The organism is Nonlabens sp. (assembly GCF_039941875.1).
Taxonomy (GTDB): domain Bacteria; phylum Bacteroidota; class Bacteroidia; order Flavobacteriales; family Flavobacteriaceae; genus Nonlabens.
In genome coordinates this window covers 114,168-132,797 of sequence record NZ_JBDVDQ010000014.1, presented here as the reverse complement: position 1 = coordinate 132,797, position 18,630 = coordinate 114,168, and the positions used below count along the sequence as shown (strand labels likewise).

At 34.3% G+C, this 18,630-nt stretch carries 14 protein-coding genes; 12 read left to right on the top strand and 2 right to left on the bottom strand.

Going from position 1 to position 18,630, the window contains the following annotated elements; genetic code table 11:
• Positions 1-10 precede the first annotated feature (10 nt).
• The 8 genes from ABJF08_RS08075 to ABJF08_RS08040 all read left to right on the top strand — a co-directional run bounded on the left by ABJF08_RS08075 (position 11) and on the right by ABJF08_RS08040 (position 13,015).
• Positions 11-1,423: an efflux transporter outer membrane subunit gene (locus tag ABJF08_RS08075; RefSeq protein WP_348115618.1), complete on the top strand. Its 1,413-nt coding sequence runs from the start codon at positions 11-13 to the stop codon at positions 1,421-1,423.
• Between the two features lie 586 nt (positions 1,424-2,009).
• Complete coding sequence (locus tag ABJF08_RS08070) at positions 2,010-2,432, top strand: hypothetical protein (protein ID WP_348115617.1); 423 nt, start codon at positions 2,010-2,012, stop codon at positions 2,430-2,432.
• A 113-nt stretch (positions 2,433-2,545) separates the two neighbouring features.
• Positions 2,546-6,304 carry an efflux RND transporter permease subunit gene (locus ABJF08_RS08065; protein ID WP_348115616.1) on the top strand — a complete coding sequence of 1,253 codons (3,759 nt, stop codon included), beginning with the start codon at positions 2,546-2,548 and terminating at the stop codon, positions 6,302-6,304.
• Positions 6,294-7,511: a TolC family protein gene (locus tag ABJF08_RS08060; RefSeq protein WP_348115615.1), complete on the top strand. Its 1,218-nt coding sequence runs from the start codon at positions 6,294-6,296 to the stop codon at positions 7,509-7,511. Before ABJF08_RS08065 ends, ABJF08_RS08060 begins: the two co-directional genes overlap by 11 nt.
• A 3-nt stretch (positions 7,512-7,514) precedes the next feature.
• Positions 7,515-8,081 (top strand): AraC family transcriptional regulator, encoded by a 567-nt coding sequence (locus tag ABJF08_RS08055; RefSeq protein WP_348115614.1) that lies wholly within the window; start codon positions 7,515-7,517, stop codon positions 8,079-8,081.
• Positions 8,082-8,167: 86 nt separating this feature from the next.
• A complete protein-coding gene (locus ABJF08_RS08050; RefSeq protein WP_348115613.1) occupies positions 8,168-8,719 on the top strand; it encodes a DUF3347 domain-containing protein in 552 nt (183 codons plus the stop codon).
• 52 nt (positions 8,720-8,771) lie between these two features.
• Positions 8,772-11,276, top strand: coding sequence for a heavy metal translocating P-type ATPase (locus ABJF08_RS08045; RefSeq protein ID WP_348115612.1), 2,505 nt, complete (start codon positions 8,772-8,774; stop codon positions 11,274-11,276).
• A 5-nt stretch (positions 11,277-11,281) separates the two neighbouring features.
• The gene (locus ABJF08_RS08040; protein WP_348115611.1) at positions 11,282-13,015 is read left to right on the top strand and encodes an efflux RND transporter periplasmic adaptor subunit; all 1,734 of its coding nucleotides are present in this window, start codon (positions 11,282-11,284) and stop codon (positions 13,013-13,015) included.
• Positions 13,016-13,023: 8 nt separating this feature from the next.
• On the opposite strand, the gene ABJF08_RS08035 is transcribed toward ABJF08_RS08040, so the two are convergent.
• Positions 13,024-13,578, bottom strand: a complete 555-nt coding sequence (locus ABJF08_RS08035) for a DUF4251 domain-containing protein (protein ID WP_348115610.1) — start codon at positions 13,576-13,578, stop codon at positions 13,024-13,026.
• 230 nt (positions 13,579-13,808) lie between these two features.
• Here ABJF08_RS08035 and ABJF08_RS08030 point away from each other — a divergent pair, with 230 nt between their 5' ends.
• From ABJF08_RS08030 to ABJF08_RS08015, 4 genes are all read left to right on the top strand, one after another.
• Positions 13,809-14,114, top strand: coding sequence for an HPF/RaiA family ribosome-associated protein (locus ABJF08_RS08030; RefSeq protein WP_348115609.1), 306 nt, complete (start codon positions 13,809-13,811; stop codon positions 14,112-14,114).
• A gap of 1 nt (position 14,115) precedes the next feature.
• Positions 14,116-14,517, top strand: coding sequence for a hypothetical protein (locus tag ABJF08_RS08025; protein WP_348115608.1), 402 nt, complete (start codon positions 14,116-14,118; stop codon positions 14,515-14,517).
• 74 nt (positions 14,518-14,591) lie between these two features.
• Positions 14,592-15,572, top strand: a complete 981-nt coding sequence (locus tag ABJF08_RS08020; protein WP_348115607.1) for a TerC family protein — start codon at positions 14,592-14,594, stop codon at positions 15,570-15,572.
• A gap of 85 nt (positions 15,573-15,657) precedes the next feature.
• Entirely contained in the window at positions 15,658-15,951 is a 294-nt protein-coding gene (locus tag ABJF08_RS08015; protein WP_348115606.1) for a hypothetical protein, read from the top strand.
• A 111-nt stretch (positions 15,952-16,062) separates the two neighbouring features.
• Here ABJF08_RS08015 and ABJF08_RS08010 read toward each other — a convergent pair whose 3' ends face one another.
• Entirely contained in the window at positions 16,063-18,627 is a 2,565-nt protein-coding gene (locus tag ABJF08_RS08010) for a phosphoenolpyruvate carboxylase (RefSeq protein ID WP_348115605.1), read from the bottom strand.
• Between the last annotated feature and the right edge of the window lie 3 nt (positions 18,628-18,630).

Below are 18,630 nucleotides of genomic sequence, written 5' to 3'. Positions count from 1 at the left end.
AAATATAGATATGAAATATAGAATTATAAGATATATCATTCCTGTTACCTTGACACTATTTTTGTTTAATTCATGTGGTGTGGTAAATAATAAATATTATACTCCAGATATTAATTTTTCTGAAAATTATAGAGATAATGAAACACAGGACACAATTTCTATGGCTGCTGTACATTGGAAAGAAATAATTTCAGATAGTATTTTACAAAAATTAATTGAAGAAGGATTACAAAATAATCTAGATTTAAAAACTGCTTTAGAGAATATAAATCAGGCAAAAGCGAGTTTAACGCAGGCTAAATTATCGTTTTTACCTAGTTTAGAAGGAAGCGCTCAAGTATCAAAATCAAAAACATCAGAAGCGTCGCTTAACTTAGGAAGTATTAATGGTATTAATTTAAGCACCACTTCTTATTTAGGTCAATTAAGTAGTAGTTGGGAGATAGATGTGTGGGGAAAATTAAAAAGCAACAAACGCTCTGCCTTAGCTTCTTTCTTAAAAACAGAAGCAGCGACAAAAGCTATACAAACGCAATTGATTTCAGATATCTCAGTTTCATATTACAATCTGTTGACACTAGACGCACAACTAGAAATTACTAGAAAAACACTAGAGAATAGAATAGGAGATCAGGAAACCATGAAACTTCTTAAAGAGTCAGCTGTTGTTGATGGAGCTGCTGTTGTGCAGAGTGAAGCAAGTAGATACGAAATAGAAGCTAGTATACCAGATATTGAACTTAGTATTCAAGAAGAAGAGAATGCATTATCTATTTTATTAGGTAGAGCACCAGGTCCAATAGAAAGATCTTTAATGAAGGATCAAACTGTTTATTCTGATTTACAAATAGGAATTCCAGCTTCTCTATTAAGAAATCGACCAGATATTCAAGAGGCAGAGATGACCTTTAGATCTGCTTTTGAAGATGTTAACTATGCAAAAACGTTGTTTTATCCATCTCTTACAATTAGCGCTAATGGTGGGTTATCATCTTTGTCTTTAACCGATTTTTTTGATAGTTCTATCTTCTATAATTTAATAGGTGGTTTAACGCAACCGATATTTGCAAATGGAGAAAATAAGGCTCGACTAAAAATAAACGAATCGGTACAACAGCAGGCTTTTTATGATTATAAAGCAGCTTGGTTAAATGCCGGAGGAGAAATTTCAAATGCACTTTTTCAATATAATAAAGCCAAAGAAAAACAGCAAGCGAGAACAAATCAAATTGCAGCTTTAGAAAAATCTGTAGAGTTTACTGAAGCTCTTTTAGAATATTCATCTAACACTAATTATACCGATGTGCTGACAACAAAGAATAGTTTATTATCTGCTCAGTTAGAAGGTGTTAATGATAAACAACAAGAATTAGAAGCTGTGGTTAAGCTATATAGAGCCCTTGGAGGTGGATGGTTAAAATAAAATGTAATTACAGAGAATCCTCTACAATACTTTTAGAGGATTCAAAGTTTTGATCTATGGAATATTAAAAATGACTAACGTGAATGATTCTGATAAATAAAGTATTTGATAGATTTTTAATTATTCACTTCAATACAGGACTTAAATAATCTTTTTTATACTCTGTCCATGATAATTATGTAAGATTTAATTTTATTCTTAATAATTGACACAATGTGTAATTATAACTTGCCTGAAAGTGAATTAACATGATAATACTTATAATAACGTTAGTTGCATCATAATATATATTATGTCAAATAGAATGAATGACAATACCATTTAGTTCTTTAAAACTACCCTAGTTGCCGAATACTGTAACTAGCTGCCTAACTCTTTTGATAATGTCCAAATAGTAATTACAGTTTTGATATTCAGTTCTACGAATAATTTTTGCTGTGTCTAGATTTAGAGATTATTTGAAAATTTGAATTATTGGATTAAAAGATGATATGTATCATTAATCTACATATTTAAGTTCTGGCTAATTTATTATCTATTTATTAATTAGCTTATTGGTAATCAGAAATTGAGTAAATTTGTAATAATGAAACAATTCACACATAAAGCACTTGCCATTTTTATGACTTGCGTAGTTCTATTTACTACGATGTCATTTACTGTGGATATGCATTATTGTGGAGATACACTGGTTGATTTTTCATTTGCAAGTAAAGTAAAATCTTGTAGCATGGAAAAAGCAATGGCTGTTATGGCAGATTGTGAATTACCTACAGCTCAAAAAAAATCATGTTGTACAGATCATGAAGTGATCAAACAAGGTCAGGAAGATCTTAAAACTTCTTTAGATAAAATTAGTTTTAGTCAGCACTTATTCATTGCCTCAGTTACCTATTCTTATCTAAGTGTTTTTGAAAGTACTGCTTCACTTGAGGTTCCTTTAATACACTACTCGCCTCCTATTCCTAAGCGAGATGTGCAAGTCCTGCACCAGTCTTTTTTAATCTGATTAATTAGTTTTTTGAAAATCTAACACAAAACGGCTTTTGCTGTATTGGGCTATAAATACATGTGTCATTATTAGACATATATATATATTCAACATTCTAATAATCAATACTTATGCTTAATAAGGCGATTAAATTCCTTATAGAAAATAAACTCGTAGCTGTATTACTTCTTTGCTTATTTATAGGCTGGGGAACTATTAACGCACCCTTTAATTGGAATTTAGGTTTTTTACCATCTGACCCTGTAGCGGTAGATGCTATTCCAGATATAGGTGAGAACCAGCAAATAATTTATACACAGTGGGACGGTCGTTCACCACAAGATATAGAAGACCAGATCACCTATCCACTCACCTCTTCACTGCTAGGTATTCCTGGAGTTAAAACGATACGTAGTTCTTCTATGTTCGGCTTCTCTAGTATCTACATCATATTTGAAGAAGATGCAGAATTTTACTGGTCACGCAGTCGTATTTTAGAAAAACTCAATTCACTGCCATCCAAACTTTTACCAGAAGGTGTTAAGCCTACTTTAGGTCCGGATGCAACAGGATTAGGACAGATCTTTTGGTACACTTTAGAAGGTCGTGATAAAGACGGTAATGTTACCGGTGGCTGGGATTTACATGAGCTGCGTAGCATACAGGATTATTATGTAAAATTTGGTTTATCATCAGCTAGTGGAGTTTCTGAAGTAGCCTCAATAGGTGGATATGTACAAGAATATCAAATAGATATCGATCCAGAAAAAATGCGTCAGTACAAGATTACTATGGCTGCCGTTGTAAAAGCAGTAAAGGAAAGTAATAAAGATATAGGAGCACAAACTCTAGAGATTAATCAGGCAGAATATCTAGTACGTGGTCTAGGTTATATAAAATCTATAAGCGATATAGAAAGTGCTGTTGTAGATTCTAAAGGGTTTACATCTTTAAGAATAAAAGACATCGCAAACGTACATTTGGGACCAGCCGCTAGACGTGGTATTCTAGATAAAGAAGGTGCCGAAGTGGTAGGCGGTGTTGTCATCGCACGTTATGGAGCAAACCCACTAGAGGTTATCAATAATGTAAAAGATCAAATAGGCCAACTTAGTTCTGGATTACCTTCTAAAACATTATCAGACGGTAGAGTTTCACAGCTTACCATCGTTCCTTTCTACGACCGTACTATATTGATTAAAGAGACTTTACATACCTTGAGTGAAGCTCTTACTATAGAGATATTAATTACCATTTTAGTCATTATAATTATGGTGTTTAATCTACGAGCGTCCCTACTTATCTCTAGTTTATTGCCCGTTGCAGTTCTTATGGTTTTTGTAGCTATGAAATTGTTTCATGTAGACGCAAACATAGTAGCACTTTCTGGTATTGCCATAGCTATAGGTACTATGGTAGATGTAGGTGTCATACTTGCCGAAAATATGATACGACATCTCCATGATGAAAAGCTACGTGTCAGTGAAGACGGTACTCCTTTTACTATTAATGAGGTTATTTATAATGCCACATCAGAGGTTTCTGGTGCGATACTCACCGCCGTATTAACTACCATTATAAGCTTTGTACCAGTTTTTACCATGATAGGTGCCGAGGGGAAATTATTCCGTCCACTCGCATTTACTAAAACTATGGCACTCACCGCATCTCTTATCGTTGCCCTGTTTTTAATACCACCATTTGCTGCGTTTTTGTTTAGAAAAACGACCATAGGAAATCGATTCAAATTAGTGATCAATGCACTTTTATTATTTATAGGAATCATAGCTATCGTTTACGGTTACTGGTTAGGGCTAGTACTGATAGGTTTTTCTATTGTAGCACTGTGGTCTTTATTGGGTACGCTTTCGCGAAAGCGTGCTAACTACATAAACATCGCCATAGCCGCCATCGCTATCGTGTTCTTATTAGCAAATTATTGGAGACCTCTAGGATTTGACCGCAACATTGGACTCAATTTAGTATTTGTTTCTCTTATTTGTTTTGGACTTTTAGGAGCGTTTACTTTATTAAGAATGTACTATGAACGTATTTTAAAATGGGCTCTAGAAAGTAAAATCTTGTTCTTAATTATACCACTTACCGTACTGACGCTAGGTATTTTAATTATGCGCAACACCAGTAAAGAATTTATGCCAGCACTTAATGAAGGTTCTTTTTTATTGATGCCCACTTCCCTACCTCATGCTGGTGTAGAAGAGAATAAACGTGTGTTACAGCTGCTAGATATGGCAGTAGCGAGTATTCCCGAAATAGAAACTGTGGTAGGTAAATCTGGTAGAACAGAGTCTGCACTAGATCCTGCACCGCTTTCTATGTATGAGAACATGATTCAGTACAAGTCGGAGTTTATGCGCAATGAGCAAGGTGAACGACAGCGTTACCGAGTAAATGAAGATGGTTTTTATGTTCTTAAAAATAACCAACTGATTATCAACCCTAACCGACCTATAGATCAAGGAGCTAGTTATGATCATGCAGCTCTAAGAACAACTGCTCAAAGAAAAGATTTTATAGAAGATAAAGATGGTGAGTACTACCGCAACTGGCGACCAGAAATAAATAATCCTGACGATATATGGAACGAGATTTTAAAGGTTACTAAATTACCTGGTGTCACCTCTGCACCTAAGTTACAACCTATAGAGACGCGACTTATTATGTTACAAACTGGTATGCGTGCTCCTATGGGAATTAAGGTAAAAGGACCAGATTTAAAAACGATAGAAAACTTTGGTGTAGAACTAGGACGTATTCTAAAACAAGTTCCTGGTGTAAAAAAACAAGCCGTTTTTGCAGACCGTATAGTTGGTAAACCTTATTTACTCATTGATATAAAAAGAGAACAACTAGCCCGATACGGTATTTCAGTCAGTGATGTTCAAGAAGTTTTAGAAGTTGCTGTGGGCGGTAAGCCACTTACTCAAACGGTAGAAGGTCGAGAACGTTATGCGGTGCGTGTGCGTTATCCTCGAGAACTGAGAACCACACCAGAAGATTTAAAAGGTATTTATGTTCCTGTAGAAAAAGGAAGTCCTGTACCATTAAGCGAGTTAGTAGAGATACGTTATGAGCAAGGACCACAAGTTATAAAAAGTGAAGACACATTTTTAATAGGATATGTACTCTTTGACAAATTAAGGAATTTTGCCGAAGTTGATGTAGTTGAAAATGCTCAACAACTAATTCAAAAACAGATATATAGTGGTGATCTTATCATACCGCAAGGTATAAGCTATAGTTTTACTGGTACTTATGAGAACCAATTAAGGGCTGAGAAAACACTAGCTGTTGTGGTGCCTCTAGCCCTAATTATAATCTTTATAATTCTTTATTTTCAGTTTAAATCTGTTGCGACATCTCTTATGGTGTTTAGCGGTATAGCCGTTGCTTTTGCAGGTGGATTTATCATGATATGGTTATATGGTCAGGACTGGTTTTTCAACTTTAATCTCTTTGGTGAGAATATGCGTGAGCTATTTAATATGAAAACTATTCATTTAAGCGTTGCCGTTTGGGTAGGATTTATAGCTCTTTTTGGTATCGCTACAGATGACGGTGTGGTAATGGCTACTTATCTGACACAAACTTTTGATAGAGAGCAACCTGCAGATAAAAATGGAATTAGAAAAGCCGCATTACTTGCTGCAGAAAAACGTATAAGACCTTGTTTAATGACCACGGTAACGACCATACTCGCATTACTTCCAGTACTTACTTCTACAGGAAAAGGAAGCGATATTATGATGCCTATGGCCATCCCAATTTTTGGAGGTATGATTATCGATGTTACCTCCTATTTTCTAGTTCCGGTTTTGTTTAGCTGGAAAAAAGAATACCAACTTAAAAGATCAAAAAATGAAATATAATAGTATAGTTTTTTATGTTTTTTTGGTTTCCGCTTTCGCGAAAGCGCAACAATTACAATCTTATATTAAAGAAGCACAAGCTAATAACTTAGAAATAAGAGCTGTTGAAATGCGACATAATATATCTCAGGAGAAAGTAAATGAGGCAGACTGGATACCTAATACAGAGGTTAGCGTAGGTTACTTTATAAGCGAGACGGAAACTCGTGTGGGTGCGCAAAGAGCACGTATAGGTGTGAAACAGATGTTGCCATGGTTCGGTACCATAACGGCTAGAGAGAACTATGCCACCTCACTAGCAGATGCTGATTATGTAGAAATAACCATTGCAAAACGTAAACTAGCATTATCTGTCTCAAAGGCTTACTATAAGCTCTATTCCATAAGAGCAAAACAAGCTGCACTCGATAAAAACATGGAACTATTAAAAACATATGAACAACTAGCATTAACCTCTGTAACCGTAGGAAAAGCAAGTGCTGTAGATGTGTTAAGATTACAAATACGCAGTAATGAGTTACAACAACAAATAGATATCTTAGAAGAAGATTTTAAAGCGTCACAGGCTTTATTTAACAAATTGCTGAATAAAGAAGCAACAGAATCTATTAAGATAACTGATGTCATGAGTATGCCGCTATCTGATAAAGAGTTAGTTGAAGGTTCTATAAATGTGAATCCTGAAATTTTAAAATATGATAAACTATATGAATCTGTAGTACAGTCAGAGATTTTAAATAAGCGCGAAGGTTTACCATCTATAGGTTTAGGTTTTGATTACCTACCAGTTAGTGAGCGAGCAGATTTAAATATAGTAGATAATGGTAAAGATGTTTTTATGCCTATGGTAACGGTTTCTATTCCATTATTTAATAAACGTTACAAATCTATTTCTAAACAAAATGAATTGCAACAGAAGGAGATTGAGCTTAAGAAACAAGAACGTTTAAATGTATTGCATACGGCATTTGCCAGAGCTAGATCACAACGCAATCAAGCCCGTATAGTTTATGAAACTCTAGATAAAAACCTAAAACAAGCTCATGATGCCGAAGAAATTCTCATCAAAAACTACGAGACTGGCACTATTGATTTTAAGGATGTTCTCGATATTCAAGAATTACAATTGAAATTTCAACTAGAACAAGTGCATACCGTAGAGAACTACTATGTACAGTCTGCTATAATTAATTATTTAATGAACTAAGAAATGGAAAGGAAATTATTCATTAAAAATATGGTTTGTGACCGATGTATTAAGGTCTTAGAAAACGAAATAAATCAATTAGGTATAGAATTACTAGATATAGAATTAGGCTCAATTATCTATCCAGAAACAGATTCAGCGCAGTTTAAAAACATAAGTAAGGTTATAGAAGAAAACGGATTTGAGGTTTTACTTGCTCCAGATCAACAACTGGTAGAAGAGATTAAAAAAGAATTAATAGAACTTTTAAAAAAGCTACCATTACAGCTAGAGTCTAATCTTTCTAGGTTTTTAGAGCAAAAACTGAATAAAGAATATTCAAAAATAAGTAAGTTGTTTTCTAATGAAGAGCACATTACCATTGAGAAATACTTCATAAAACTCAAAATAGAAAAGGTGAAAGAGTTGATCCAGCTTCAAGAGAATAACTTTACAGAAATCAGTGAGTTAATCAATTATAGCAATTCTAACCATTTGAGCCGTCAGTTTAAATCAGAAACCGGTATGAGCCTTACAGATTATAAAAAATCGCAAAAAAATCATAGAAATCCGCTAGACCAAATTATGTAGATACTAACCATAATTATGATATAGTAATCTTCATAAATAGGGTAATTTTATATACTTATTTATAACACTACTTTAAAGAAATCAAATTGAAAACAATACAAAGTAACTTAGTAAAACTAGCTCTTATAGCAACCGTAATATTCACTGTTTCTTGCAAGAAAACAGAAGAGAATACATCTATAGAAATAGGTGATAAAGAAACTACACTAGTGAGTAGTATAACCTCAGAAAAGGTTTTGAAAAATTACTTCAATTTGAAAGACGCCTTAGTAAAAGATGATAAAGATAAAGCTACTATTCATAGCGAATATTTATCTAATTCATTAAATGACTTCAGTAACTCTATTAGTATTGAAGACAAGCAAGATGAACTAAAAGAAATATTAAATGATGCAGTTAAAAATACCAACCTCATTTCTGAAAAAGATATTAAAATTCAAAGAGAATATTTTAAAGAATTAAGTAAGGATATTACAGACATGATTGCCATTACTGGCACAGAACAACCACTTTATGAGCAACACTGTCCTATGTATAATGGTGGTAGTAACTGGCTAAGTAATAGTAAAGAAATACGCAATCCCTATTATGGCAGTCAGATGCTTAAATGTGGTATAGTACAAAGAGAAATTAAGTAAAGGAATAGATTAAAATAATCTTACTGAGTAATTCATTTATAAAATTGAATTCATGAAAAAATCCTATCATATAAACGGCATGACCTGTAACGGTTGTCGCAGTCACGTAGAACAAACACTTTCAAAGATAGAAGGAGTTAATACGGCTTCTGTAAACTTAGAAAATGCTGAAGCAATGCTAGAATATGACCAAGAAATTTCTATAGAAAAGTTGCAAGCTGCAATGCAAAATGAAGGCGGCCACTACTCTATTCATTTATTAGGTGAGCAACCTATAGAAAATACAACCAAAGACAAGAAATCAATCAATAGTCATGGAACAGGTGTTTTTTACTGCCCTATGCATTGTGAAGGTGATAAAACCTATGAGCAACTAGACGACTGTCCAGTATGTGGTATGGATCTAGTAGAAGAGCAAAATCTAAACGCTACAACTAGTGAGCAATGGACCTGCTCTATGCATCCAGAAATTGTGGAGAATGAGGCTGGCGACTGTCCTATTTGTGGTATGGATCTCGTTCCAATGAAACCAGACTTAACTGCAGAAGAGAAAACCTATAAAAAACTATCTCGTAAATTCTGGTTAGCGTTAGGATTCACCTTACCTATTTTTATAATAGCGATGAGTGAGATGATACCCAACAATCCATTGTACGATGTAATGGAGCAAAAATCCTGGAATTGGGTACAACTGGTTTTATCTATTCCAGTGGTTTTTTATGCCGCGTGGATGTTCTTTGAGCGCGCTTACCGCAGTATCATCACTTGGAATCTCAATATGTTTACCCTAGTAGGCATAGGTGCCGGTATAGCGTGGTTGTTTAGTGTTTTTGGTATGTTGATTCCTGATTTTTTTCCTGCTCAATTTAAGACAGATTCAGGCGCGGTGCATGTTTATTTTGAAGCTGCAACGGTTATTCTAACATTAGTTTTAATGGGACAACTGCTAGAAGCTCGTGCACATGGTAAAACTAATACTGCCGTAAAAGAATTGCTGAAGCTCGCACCTAATAAAGCTGTACGAGTAGTAGATGGTAATGAAGAAAAGGTGGCTATAGATAAGATTCAAAAAGGTGACATTTTAAGAGTTAAACCAGGCGATAAAATACCTGTGGACGGTAGTATTATAGAAGGTAGCACCACTATAGATGAATCGATGATATCTGGGGAACCTATTCCTGTGAGTAAAACAGCAGGTGATCAAGTAAATAGCGGTACGATTAATGGAAATCAGTCGTTTTTATTAAAAGCCGAGAAAGTAGGAAAAGACACTCTTCTATCTCAAATAGTACACATGGTTAACGATGCGAGTCGCAGCCGTGCTTCTATTCAAAAACTAGCAGATACCATTTCTAGTTATTTTGTACCTATAGTTGTCGTAGTATCCATAATCACCTTTGTGGTATGGAGCATTTGGGGTCCAGAGCCAGCTTATGTATTTGCATTAGTAAATGCCATCGCCGTTTTAATAATCGCCTGCCCTTGTGCATTAGGTCTAGCAACACCTATGTCTGTAATGGTAGGCGTAGGTAAAGGAGCGCAAAACGGAGTGCTTATTAAAAATGCCGAAGCTCTTGAGATCATGGATAAGGTAGATATCTTAATCGTCGATAAAACAGGTACTATTACTGAAGGTAAACCTACGGTAGAGAAAATAGGTGTTTTTGGATCTCGCTTTCGCGAAAGCGAAATTACAAAAATCATCGCCTCTATAAATAGCTCTAGTGAACACCCACTAGCTGAGGCGACAGTAAAATATGCTAAACAACAACAAATAGATCTACTCCAGACTAAAGATTTCAGTGCAGTTACCGGAAAAGGTGTGGAAGGAATAGTCGATGGAAAACAAGTCGTTCTAGGTAACCTCAAAATGATGGATTATGCACAAGTTCCTGTTTCTTTAGAAATGAAAAATGAAGTGCAACAAATCCAAAAACAAGGTAAAACCGTTTCCTACCTGGCTGTAGATAAAGAAGTACAAGGCTATGTAGTTATAGCTGACAAGATCAAAGAATCGAGTGCTAAAGCCATAAAAGAACTTCAAGAGAAAGGAATAGACGTTATTATGTTAACTGGTGATAATCGAGATACTGCACAAGCTGTTGCAACAGAATTACATCTAGCACAGTTTAAAACAGGTATGCTACCAGAAGACAAATTAAAAGAGGTTGAAAAACTACAGCAACAAGGACATATAGTTGCCATGGCAGGTGATGGTATTAATGATGCGCCGGCACTAGCAAAAAGTAATGTAGGTATTGCTATGGGAACAGGTACTGACGTGGCAATAGAAAGCGCCATGATTACACTAGTGAAAGGAGATCTTCACGGTATTGTAAAAGCTAAAAATCTAAGTGCAGCAGTAATGCGCAACATAAAACAAAATCTCTTCTTTGCATTGTTATATAACACATTAGGTATTCCTATTGCTGCTGGGGTATTATTTCCTTTTTTCGGCTTACTATTATCACCTATGATTGCTGCGCTAGCGATGAGTTTTAGTTCTGTGTCTGTAATAGCAAATGCTCTTAGATTGCGCTCTAAGACTATAAATTAAGAATTATGAATAAGAATATATTATATATAATTATAGCGGTATTACTAGGGTTATTTGCCGGTTGGGTCATTTTTGGTAATGATAGTGTAGCGTCCGAAAACAGGGTTGGGAACACTTCTAAAGTAGACCAACACGACCATGAAAATGATGGTTCAGAAATGTGGACCTGTTCTATGCATCCTCAAATTATGCTATCAGAAGCTGGAGATTGTCCTATTTGCGGTATGGATCTTATACCAGCTAATTCTATCCAAGATGGTCTAGCTATGAATGAGATTAAAATGACAGAGAATGCAATGGCACTTGCTAATATTCAAACTACAATAATAGGCAACAGCTCTGGTAATATGGATTTAAATTCAATTTCCTTATCTGGTAAAATTGCAACTAACGAAGAGAATAATTCTGTACAAGCCAGTTATTTTGATGGACGTATAGAACGTTTAAATGTAAGTTATGAAGGAAAGCAAGTAAACCGCGGACAACTACTAGCTACTATTTATGCTCCTAACCTAGTTGCGGCACAACAAGAATTAATTACAACTGCTTCGTTAAAAGAAAGTCAGCCAGCACTTTATAATGCAGTAAGAAATAAGTTAAAAAACTGGAAGTTATCTGAAAAGCAAATTACTGCTATTGAATCTTCTGGAAAGGTCAGAGAAAACTTTCCTGTTTATGCAACCGTATCAGGTACAGTTGCTCAGGTTATGGCAAATGAAGGTGATTATGTTAAACAAGGACAACCTATCCTAAAAGTAAGTAATTTAAATAGTGTCTGGGCAGAGTTTGATGCGTATGAAAATCAAATAATGCAATTTAAAATAGGGCAAAAAATAGCTGTTACTACAAATGCAAATCCTAATAAGAATTATGATGCGATAGTTTCTTTTATAGATCCTATTTTAAACACAAGCACCAGAACTGTTACTATAAGAGCTACTATAGAAAATAAAGAAGGCTTTTTTAAACCAGGCATGTTTGTAACTGGTAAGGTTAAAACCTCTCCTACTTCTACAGTTTCTAATTCTGTAATGATACCTGCTAGTGCTGTTTTATGGACTGGAAGGCGATCGATAGTTTATGTAAAAACGAGTCCCAACGAACCTATATTTGAAATGAGAGAAATTACTTTAGGTAATAGATCTGGAGATAATTATCAGGTGGTTGATGGTCTGGAAAATGGTGATGCCATAGTCACTAATGGAACATTTACAGTAGATGCAGCTGCACAATTACAAGGCAAGAACTCCATGATGAATAAAGGAGAAGACCTTTCTATTACAAATAATGATTTAGGAATGTCTATGGAGTTATCGAGAAGATTGAGAACTGTATTACCACAATATCTAGAAATGAAAGAAGCTTTTATCAAGGTAGATTCTAAGAATATTACAAAATATGCTAGTGAGATTCAAAAGAATCTCAAATCCATTAAGTCAAGTGATTTAATAAGTGAAGAATCTACCTCTGTAAAAGAGGCTATTGCAACCTTGTCATTAATCAAAAGTAGTAAAGACATAGATAGACAAAGGGAATATTATATTATTCTTAATCAGAATCTTATCACATATATCATGAAACTAGAAGATCTTAAACAACCTCTGTACATTCAAAAATGTCCTATGGTTAATGGAGATAAAGGCGCGATATGGTTAAGTACAGAATCGGTAGTTCAAAATCCTTATCATAGTGAGGATATGTTATCTTGTGGTAGTGTAATCTTCACTATAAATGAATAATAATTAAATTACTGCTTAGACTCTACAGTTAAATGACCATCATACTTCATATAAGAACGGTGCGAGCTATTAATAATTAAATGAGCTGTCTCCCTAGAGAATATTTTAAGCTCTATATTAAGACTTTCTGTATCGTTTCTTACATCAAATTGATAAGAAATATAATTCGAGTCTGATACTATAGAATTACTCAAGTTTTTTATTTCGCCAGTAAAGTCAAATGAATTGTCATCATTATAACCACCACCTGTCCTGCGCTCGCCGTAAAAAGGTAAGTTAAAGACCGCCATCTCCTCTCCTATTTTAAGTGTGTAATTATCACCACTTAAATTAATACGGCTAGCACTATTTCCGTTACGTATAAGAATATCATTGATCGCATTATTTACAGCTTGAGAATTAAAAGGTAATGCAGCATCTGCTTTAAAAATAAATGTATCCTCTAATATCTCTTCTTGTAAACCTTTGAGTTTATTACGATCTGCTTCAGTAAAACTAGATTTGCAGGAGGTAAGCACCAATACTAAAATACTAAAGAGCATTAAATATTTATAATTTTTCATTTTATAGAGTTAAAGTTCCTTTTTATTGCGCTTTCGCGAAAGCGAGAATAAAAGCGTATTATTAAGAATAGTTAAAGTTATTAAGTTAATATAATAGATTATTTAATATTAATTATACATTAACAGTTGATCTATCAAAGCTTAATACTTTATTAAAGCTGTACTAAGATTTAATTAAAGCCACCTACTAGAACAGATTTGAGAAGTAACTTTAAATAAAAATCAACATTATGACTATTCAATTTAATTACCAACACGTTTCAGGAAGTACAGAACTTGAAGAATATACAAAAGAAAAATTACAAACTATTTTTGATCGATACAACTGGATTACTCGAGCAGATGTTTTTTATAAAACAGAGAATACCTCTAGTGATGAAACAGGAATGATCACTGAGATTAGACTTAGTGCACCTGGTCCAAGATTATTTGCCGAAGAAAGTCATGCTACGTTTCATGAATCAGTTAACAAAGTTGTAAATCAACTTAAAACACAATGTGAAAAGAGAAAAGCAACCATAATTACACATCCCTAATATGATTTCACTAGCCACAAACCCTAAACAAATAGTATTATTTTATAATTCTAATCAGAAAAATCACAAGGAAATTTTTGCTTACGCAAGTTCTTCAGGTAAAGATTTACTGGCTATAGATGTTGTCAAGGATAAAGTGGCAGGTACAACGTGGACAGAGATTGCTGATTTAATGAATCTTAGAGTTAGAGATTTAATACATACAGATCACGCTACCTTTGAAAATAAATATGGTACCGATAACAACGTAGATTGTGATGGGGCTATCAAAGTTTTACAAAATGATCCAGAAATGCTTATTTTTCCTATAGCAATAGAAGGCAAGAGAGCAAAAGAGATCAAATTATACAATGAAATTTTAGAATTTTTTGATGTAGACACTGCGTCCATTAATATCCCGTAAAATTTATGATATAATTACTTTTTAAAATCCAGCTTTTATAGCTGGATTTTTTATGTTTACTCAAAAACCACCATATGATTGTTTGGATTTCATTCATTGTCTTAGTTGCTATTTTTTTAAGTTTAGATCTATTTGTATTTAATAGAAATGCTCATGTGATAAGTACTAAAGAGGCTTCAAAGTTTACAGCTCTTTGGGTAGGTATTGCATTAGCTTTTACTGGAGTGATTTATTTTATATATGATGCAGGTTATCTTTCAAATCCAGATCAATTAAACGGTGCTGATGCTGCTCTAAAATACCTGACGGGCTACCTTATAGAATTATCGCTAAGTATAGATAACATCTTTGTCATCGCTGTTATTTTTAAATCCTTTTCTATAAGTACTAAATACCAGCATCGTGTTCTTTTTTGGGGAATAGTAGGCGCATTAGTATTTAGAGCGTTGATGATCTTATTCGGTATTGCGTTAATTAATGAGATAAGCTGGATGACCTATATCTTTGGTGGATTTCTACTTTATACCGCTTATTCCATGTTAAGTAGTAAAGAAGATGAATTCGACCCTAAGACTTCCAAGATCTATAAATTTGCTAAAAAACTTTTACCTGTTACAAATCGTATAGAAGGACAACAGCTCTTTATTAAGAAAATGGGTAAGCGTATAGCGACTCCACTATTTCTTGCTCTTGTGGTTATAGAAGTAACCGACATTCTTTTTGCACTAGATTCTATTCCTGCTATTCTAGCTATTACTAACGACCCTTTTTTAGTATTTTCTAGTAATATACTTGCCATTATGGGATTGCGTAGCATGTACTTCTTCTTATCTAACCTCTTAGATAAATTCCAATATATACATTACAGTCTAGTAGCAATATTAGCCTTTGTAGGTCTTAAAATGATATTCGTTCATTATATACATTTGCCAGAATGGATCTCTCTAGTCGTGATATTCATCTCTCTTTTAGCAGGTGCCTTATTCTCTATCTACTATCCTACCACTACTCAAGAAAAAGAAAAACAAGAAGAATCCTTGAATACAGAAAAGTAGTAATGCAGATATTTTCACGTCGTTAATCTATTATTTTTAAAACCGTGTTGGTAATTCTTACGTAAGTATTATAAAACCGAAAAAGATGATTCATTTTAACTACGTTCATGTCCCTACTAACAAGAAGTTAGAAAAATTTACAACCGAAAAATTACAAATACTACACGAAGAATCAAAAATACGCAGGATAGATATCACGTATAAAAAAATGTTTGATATCAAGAATAGAACGAGAGAAGTTGCTATGATTCAAGTATCCTTAAAAGAGAAGAATGTTTTTTGTGAGATAGAATCGCTTAACTTTAAGAAGTCGGTGACTATTGCTGTAGAAACTCTCATGAACGAACTTGTAGAAAAACATAACTTATTGTCTGCATGAAGAAAACCCTTGAAGTGAAATCAAGGATGCTATAGTATGTCTATAAATTCAAAAAGGGTAATTTTTCTTTACGTAAGAAAAATCACCCTTTTTTAGTTAACTATAATTAAGTTAAGCAGAATTACGACTGGCGTTTATATTCCCGTATAGTGATCTAGTCACCATTTGTTCATAGATCCCTAGACTACCAGACTCTTCATTATTCTGTATGTCTTGGACCATTTTAAGTGCATATTGCTGTATCGTTAATAACGGTAAAACTATTTTTTCTCTAGCTTGTATACTCGCTCTTCCTGCTACTTCATTATCCATTAATGCATTCATTCCAGATATCTTAAGCATGTACTTTTTAGAACGTTCATACTCTGCATAAATCAGTTTCCAGAATTCTCCATAGACAGGATCGTGCTCCATATAAGAAGTTAAACCAAAGAATGATTTAGTAAGACTCATCATACTATTATCCAGTAGTGTACGGAAAAACTTATTGTTGATATATAAAGATTGAGCAGCGTCCCAATTACCTGCTTTTTCCATAGTTTCTAGTGCTGTACCTACTCCATAAAATCCAGGAACGTTTTGTTTCAATTGGCTCCATGATCCTACAAAAGGTATAGCTCTTAAGTCTTTAAATCTTAATTCTGCACTACCAGCTCTTTTACTAGGTCTACTACCTATATTGGTTTTTGCGTAGTACTTTAATGTACTCATTTTTTCTAGATAAGATAAAAACTGAGGGTGCGCTTTAAAATCTGTATAGGTTTTATAACTAGTTTCTGCCAGTTGATCCATTGTAGCCTGGTCTGTAGCAGAGAAGTCATTTGCATCACTCGCATAAACTGCATTGCTCACACCACTACTTATCATTTGTTCTAGATTGTATTGACAACTTTCTAGAGTACCGAACTTAGAACTAATAGTTTGCCCTTGTACGGTTAACTGTATGTGTTTTGCTTCTATTTTTGTTCCCATAGAGGCATAAAATTGATGTGTTTGTCCGCCACCACGCGCTGGTGGTCCACCTCTACCATCAAAGAATACTATCGATACTCCATACATTCTAGATACTCTGGTCAGCTCTTCTTTAGCTTTGTAAATAGCCCAATTTGCCATTAAATAACCACCATCTTTAGTCCCATCACTGAAACCTAGCATGATATGTTGTGTATCACCACGTCTTTTAACATGAGAACGGTATTTCTCGTTTTCATAAAGAGATTTCATGACATGCGGTGCATTTACTAGATCGGGCACGGTTTCAAATAACGGTACTACATCTATATTAGGCTCTTTCATATTACAGAGTCGTAACATGGCATAAACTTCCATAATATGAGATGCCATTTGCGTATTAGAAATGATGTAGCGATTACAGCCTTTTTCACCATTGCGCTCTTGTATATGTTTTATGGCATATATACTGCTCAACGTTCGCTGTGTATACTCGTCCTTAAATTCGTTAGGATCTAGAGAACCTTCTACCTGTACGAGTACGTTGATCTTTTCTTCTTCAGATAGGTCGTTATAGTTGGATGGTAATTCCGCTTTCGCGAAAGCGAGAATCTCATCAAAAACTGCGTCATGTGCACTACTATCTTGCCTTATATCTAAAGTTGCAAAATGGAAACCAAAAAGCTCTATTTTATGAATAAAACTATCTATCTGATCTAAAAACAGTGAGTTATGACGTTCTATAACAGTATTTCTGATACCATTAAGTTGATCAAGCAGATCTGTAGCTGTGAAATCTAAAATCTCTGTGTCAAAAATAGCACGATAACACATCCCTTCTATTATAGTAAGTTGCTCTTCTACCCCTTTAAAAGTGAGTCTTCTACGCAGTTTTCTTACATCGCGGTAATAGTTTCTAAAGATAGTTGCACGTAACCTCTTTGCTACATCTAGCGTAATATCTGTGGTTACAAATGGATTACCATCCCTATCACCTCCAGGCCAGAAACCTATTTCAACTATTTGATTTTTAAACTCTTGCGGATTATCAATATGCGTTTTTAGGTAATCATAAATATTACCCATAGCATGATAAAATACATTTTCTAGATACCATATTAAGCTTATTGCTTCATCAAATGGTGTCGGTTTTTCAGTTTTGAAGAATGGTGTTTTACCTAATTGAGAAAGCAATAATTTCACTTCTTGAATCTCATTTGCCTTAATAGCAACGCCTAGATCATTAATAATACCTAATACAGAACCTGGATAAAATTGAGTGGGATGTGCCGTTAACACCGGTCTGACTTTAAACTCTTTAAGATATGCAGCTAGTTCTTCGGTCTTATTTAAAGCGACTGCCTCGTCCTTTACACTACGTAAAGAACCGCGGCCATCTAGGTTATTTACTTGACCAAAAGCAGCATCTTCTATCGCATCAAATAGTACTACCTGACGCTCAATGTACTGTATAAATTTAAAGAGCATAGACTGTCGCTCTTCTTCACTACTATCTCTCAAATACTTCTCAAAGAAATATTGTACGATTTCTGTTGGATTTTTTCCTTTTTCATATCCTTTTACACATAATTCATGAAAAAGAGGCAATAAACCTCCGGTATTAGAGATTTGGTCAAACGGTAGTGTCATGAAAATACCATTGAAAATCTGGTATTTTGATTCTACTTCGTTCTTAAATCTTTCTATTTTAGGTAATCTAGACATAGG

What these genes read in the sequence shown, in the direction of transcription:
- ABJF08_RS08075 (WP_348115618.1), top strand. Translation starts at nt 11, where the DNA reads ATGAAATATAGAATTATAAGATATATCATTCCTGTTACCTTGACACTA.
- ABJF08_RS08070 (WP_348115617.1), top strand. Translation starts at nt 2,010, where the DNA reads ATGAAACAATTCACACATAAAGCACTTGCCATTTTTATGACTTGCGTA.
- ABJF08_RS08065 (WP_348115616.1), top strand. Translation starts at nt 2,546, where the DNA reads ATGCTTAATAAGGCGATTAAATTCCTTATAGAAAATAAACTCGTAGCT.
- ABJF08_RS08060 (WP_348115615.1), top strand. Translation starts at nt 6,294, where the DNA reads ATGAAATATAATAGTATAGTTTTTTATGTTTTTTTGGTTTCCGCTTTC.
- ABJF08_RS08055 (WP_348115614.1), top strand. Translation starts at nt 7,515, where the DNA reads ATGGAAAGGAAATTATTCATTAAAAATATGGTTTGTGACCGATGTATT.
- ABJF08_RS08045 (WP_348115612.1), top strand. Translation starts at nt 8,772, where the DNA reads ATGAAAAAATCCTATCATATAAACGGCATGACCTGTAACGGTTGTCGC.
- ABJF08_RS08040 (WP_348115611.1), top strand. Translation starts at nt 11,282, where the DNA reads ATGAATAAGAATATATTATATATAATTATAGCGGTATTACTAGGGTTA.
- ABJF08_RS08035 (WP_348115610.1), bottom strand. Translation starts at nt 13,578, where the DNA reads ATGAAAAATTATAAATATTTAATGCTCTTTAGTATTTTAGTATTGGTG.
- ABJF08_RS08030 (WP_348115609.1), top strand. Translation starts at nt 13,809, where the DNA reads ATGACTATTCAATTTAATTACCAACACGTTTCAGGAAGTACAGAACTT.
- ABJF08_RS08025 (WP_348115608.1), top strand. Translation starts at nt 14,116, where the DNA reads ATGATTTCACTAGCCACAAACCCTAAACAAATAGTATTATTTTATAAT.
- ABJF08_RS08020 (WP_348115607.1), top strand. Translation starts at nt 14,592, where the DNA reads ATGATTGTTTGGATTTCATTCATTGTCTTAGTTGCTATTTTTTTAAGT.
- ABJF08_RS08015 (WP_348115606.1), top strand. Translation starts at nt 15,658, where the DNA reads ATGATTCATTTTAACTACGTTCATGTCCCTACTAACAAGAAGTTAGAA.
- ABJF08_RS08010 (WP_348115605.1), bottom strand. Translation starts at nt 18,627, where the DNA reads ATGTCTAGATTACCTAAAATAGAAAGATTTAAGAACGAAGTAGAATCA.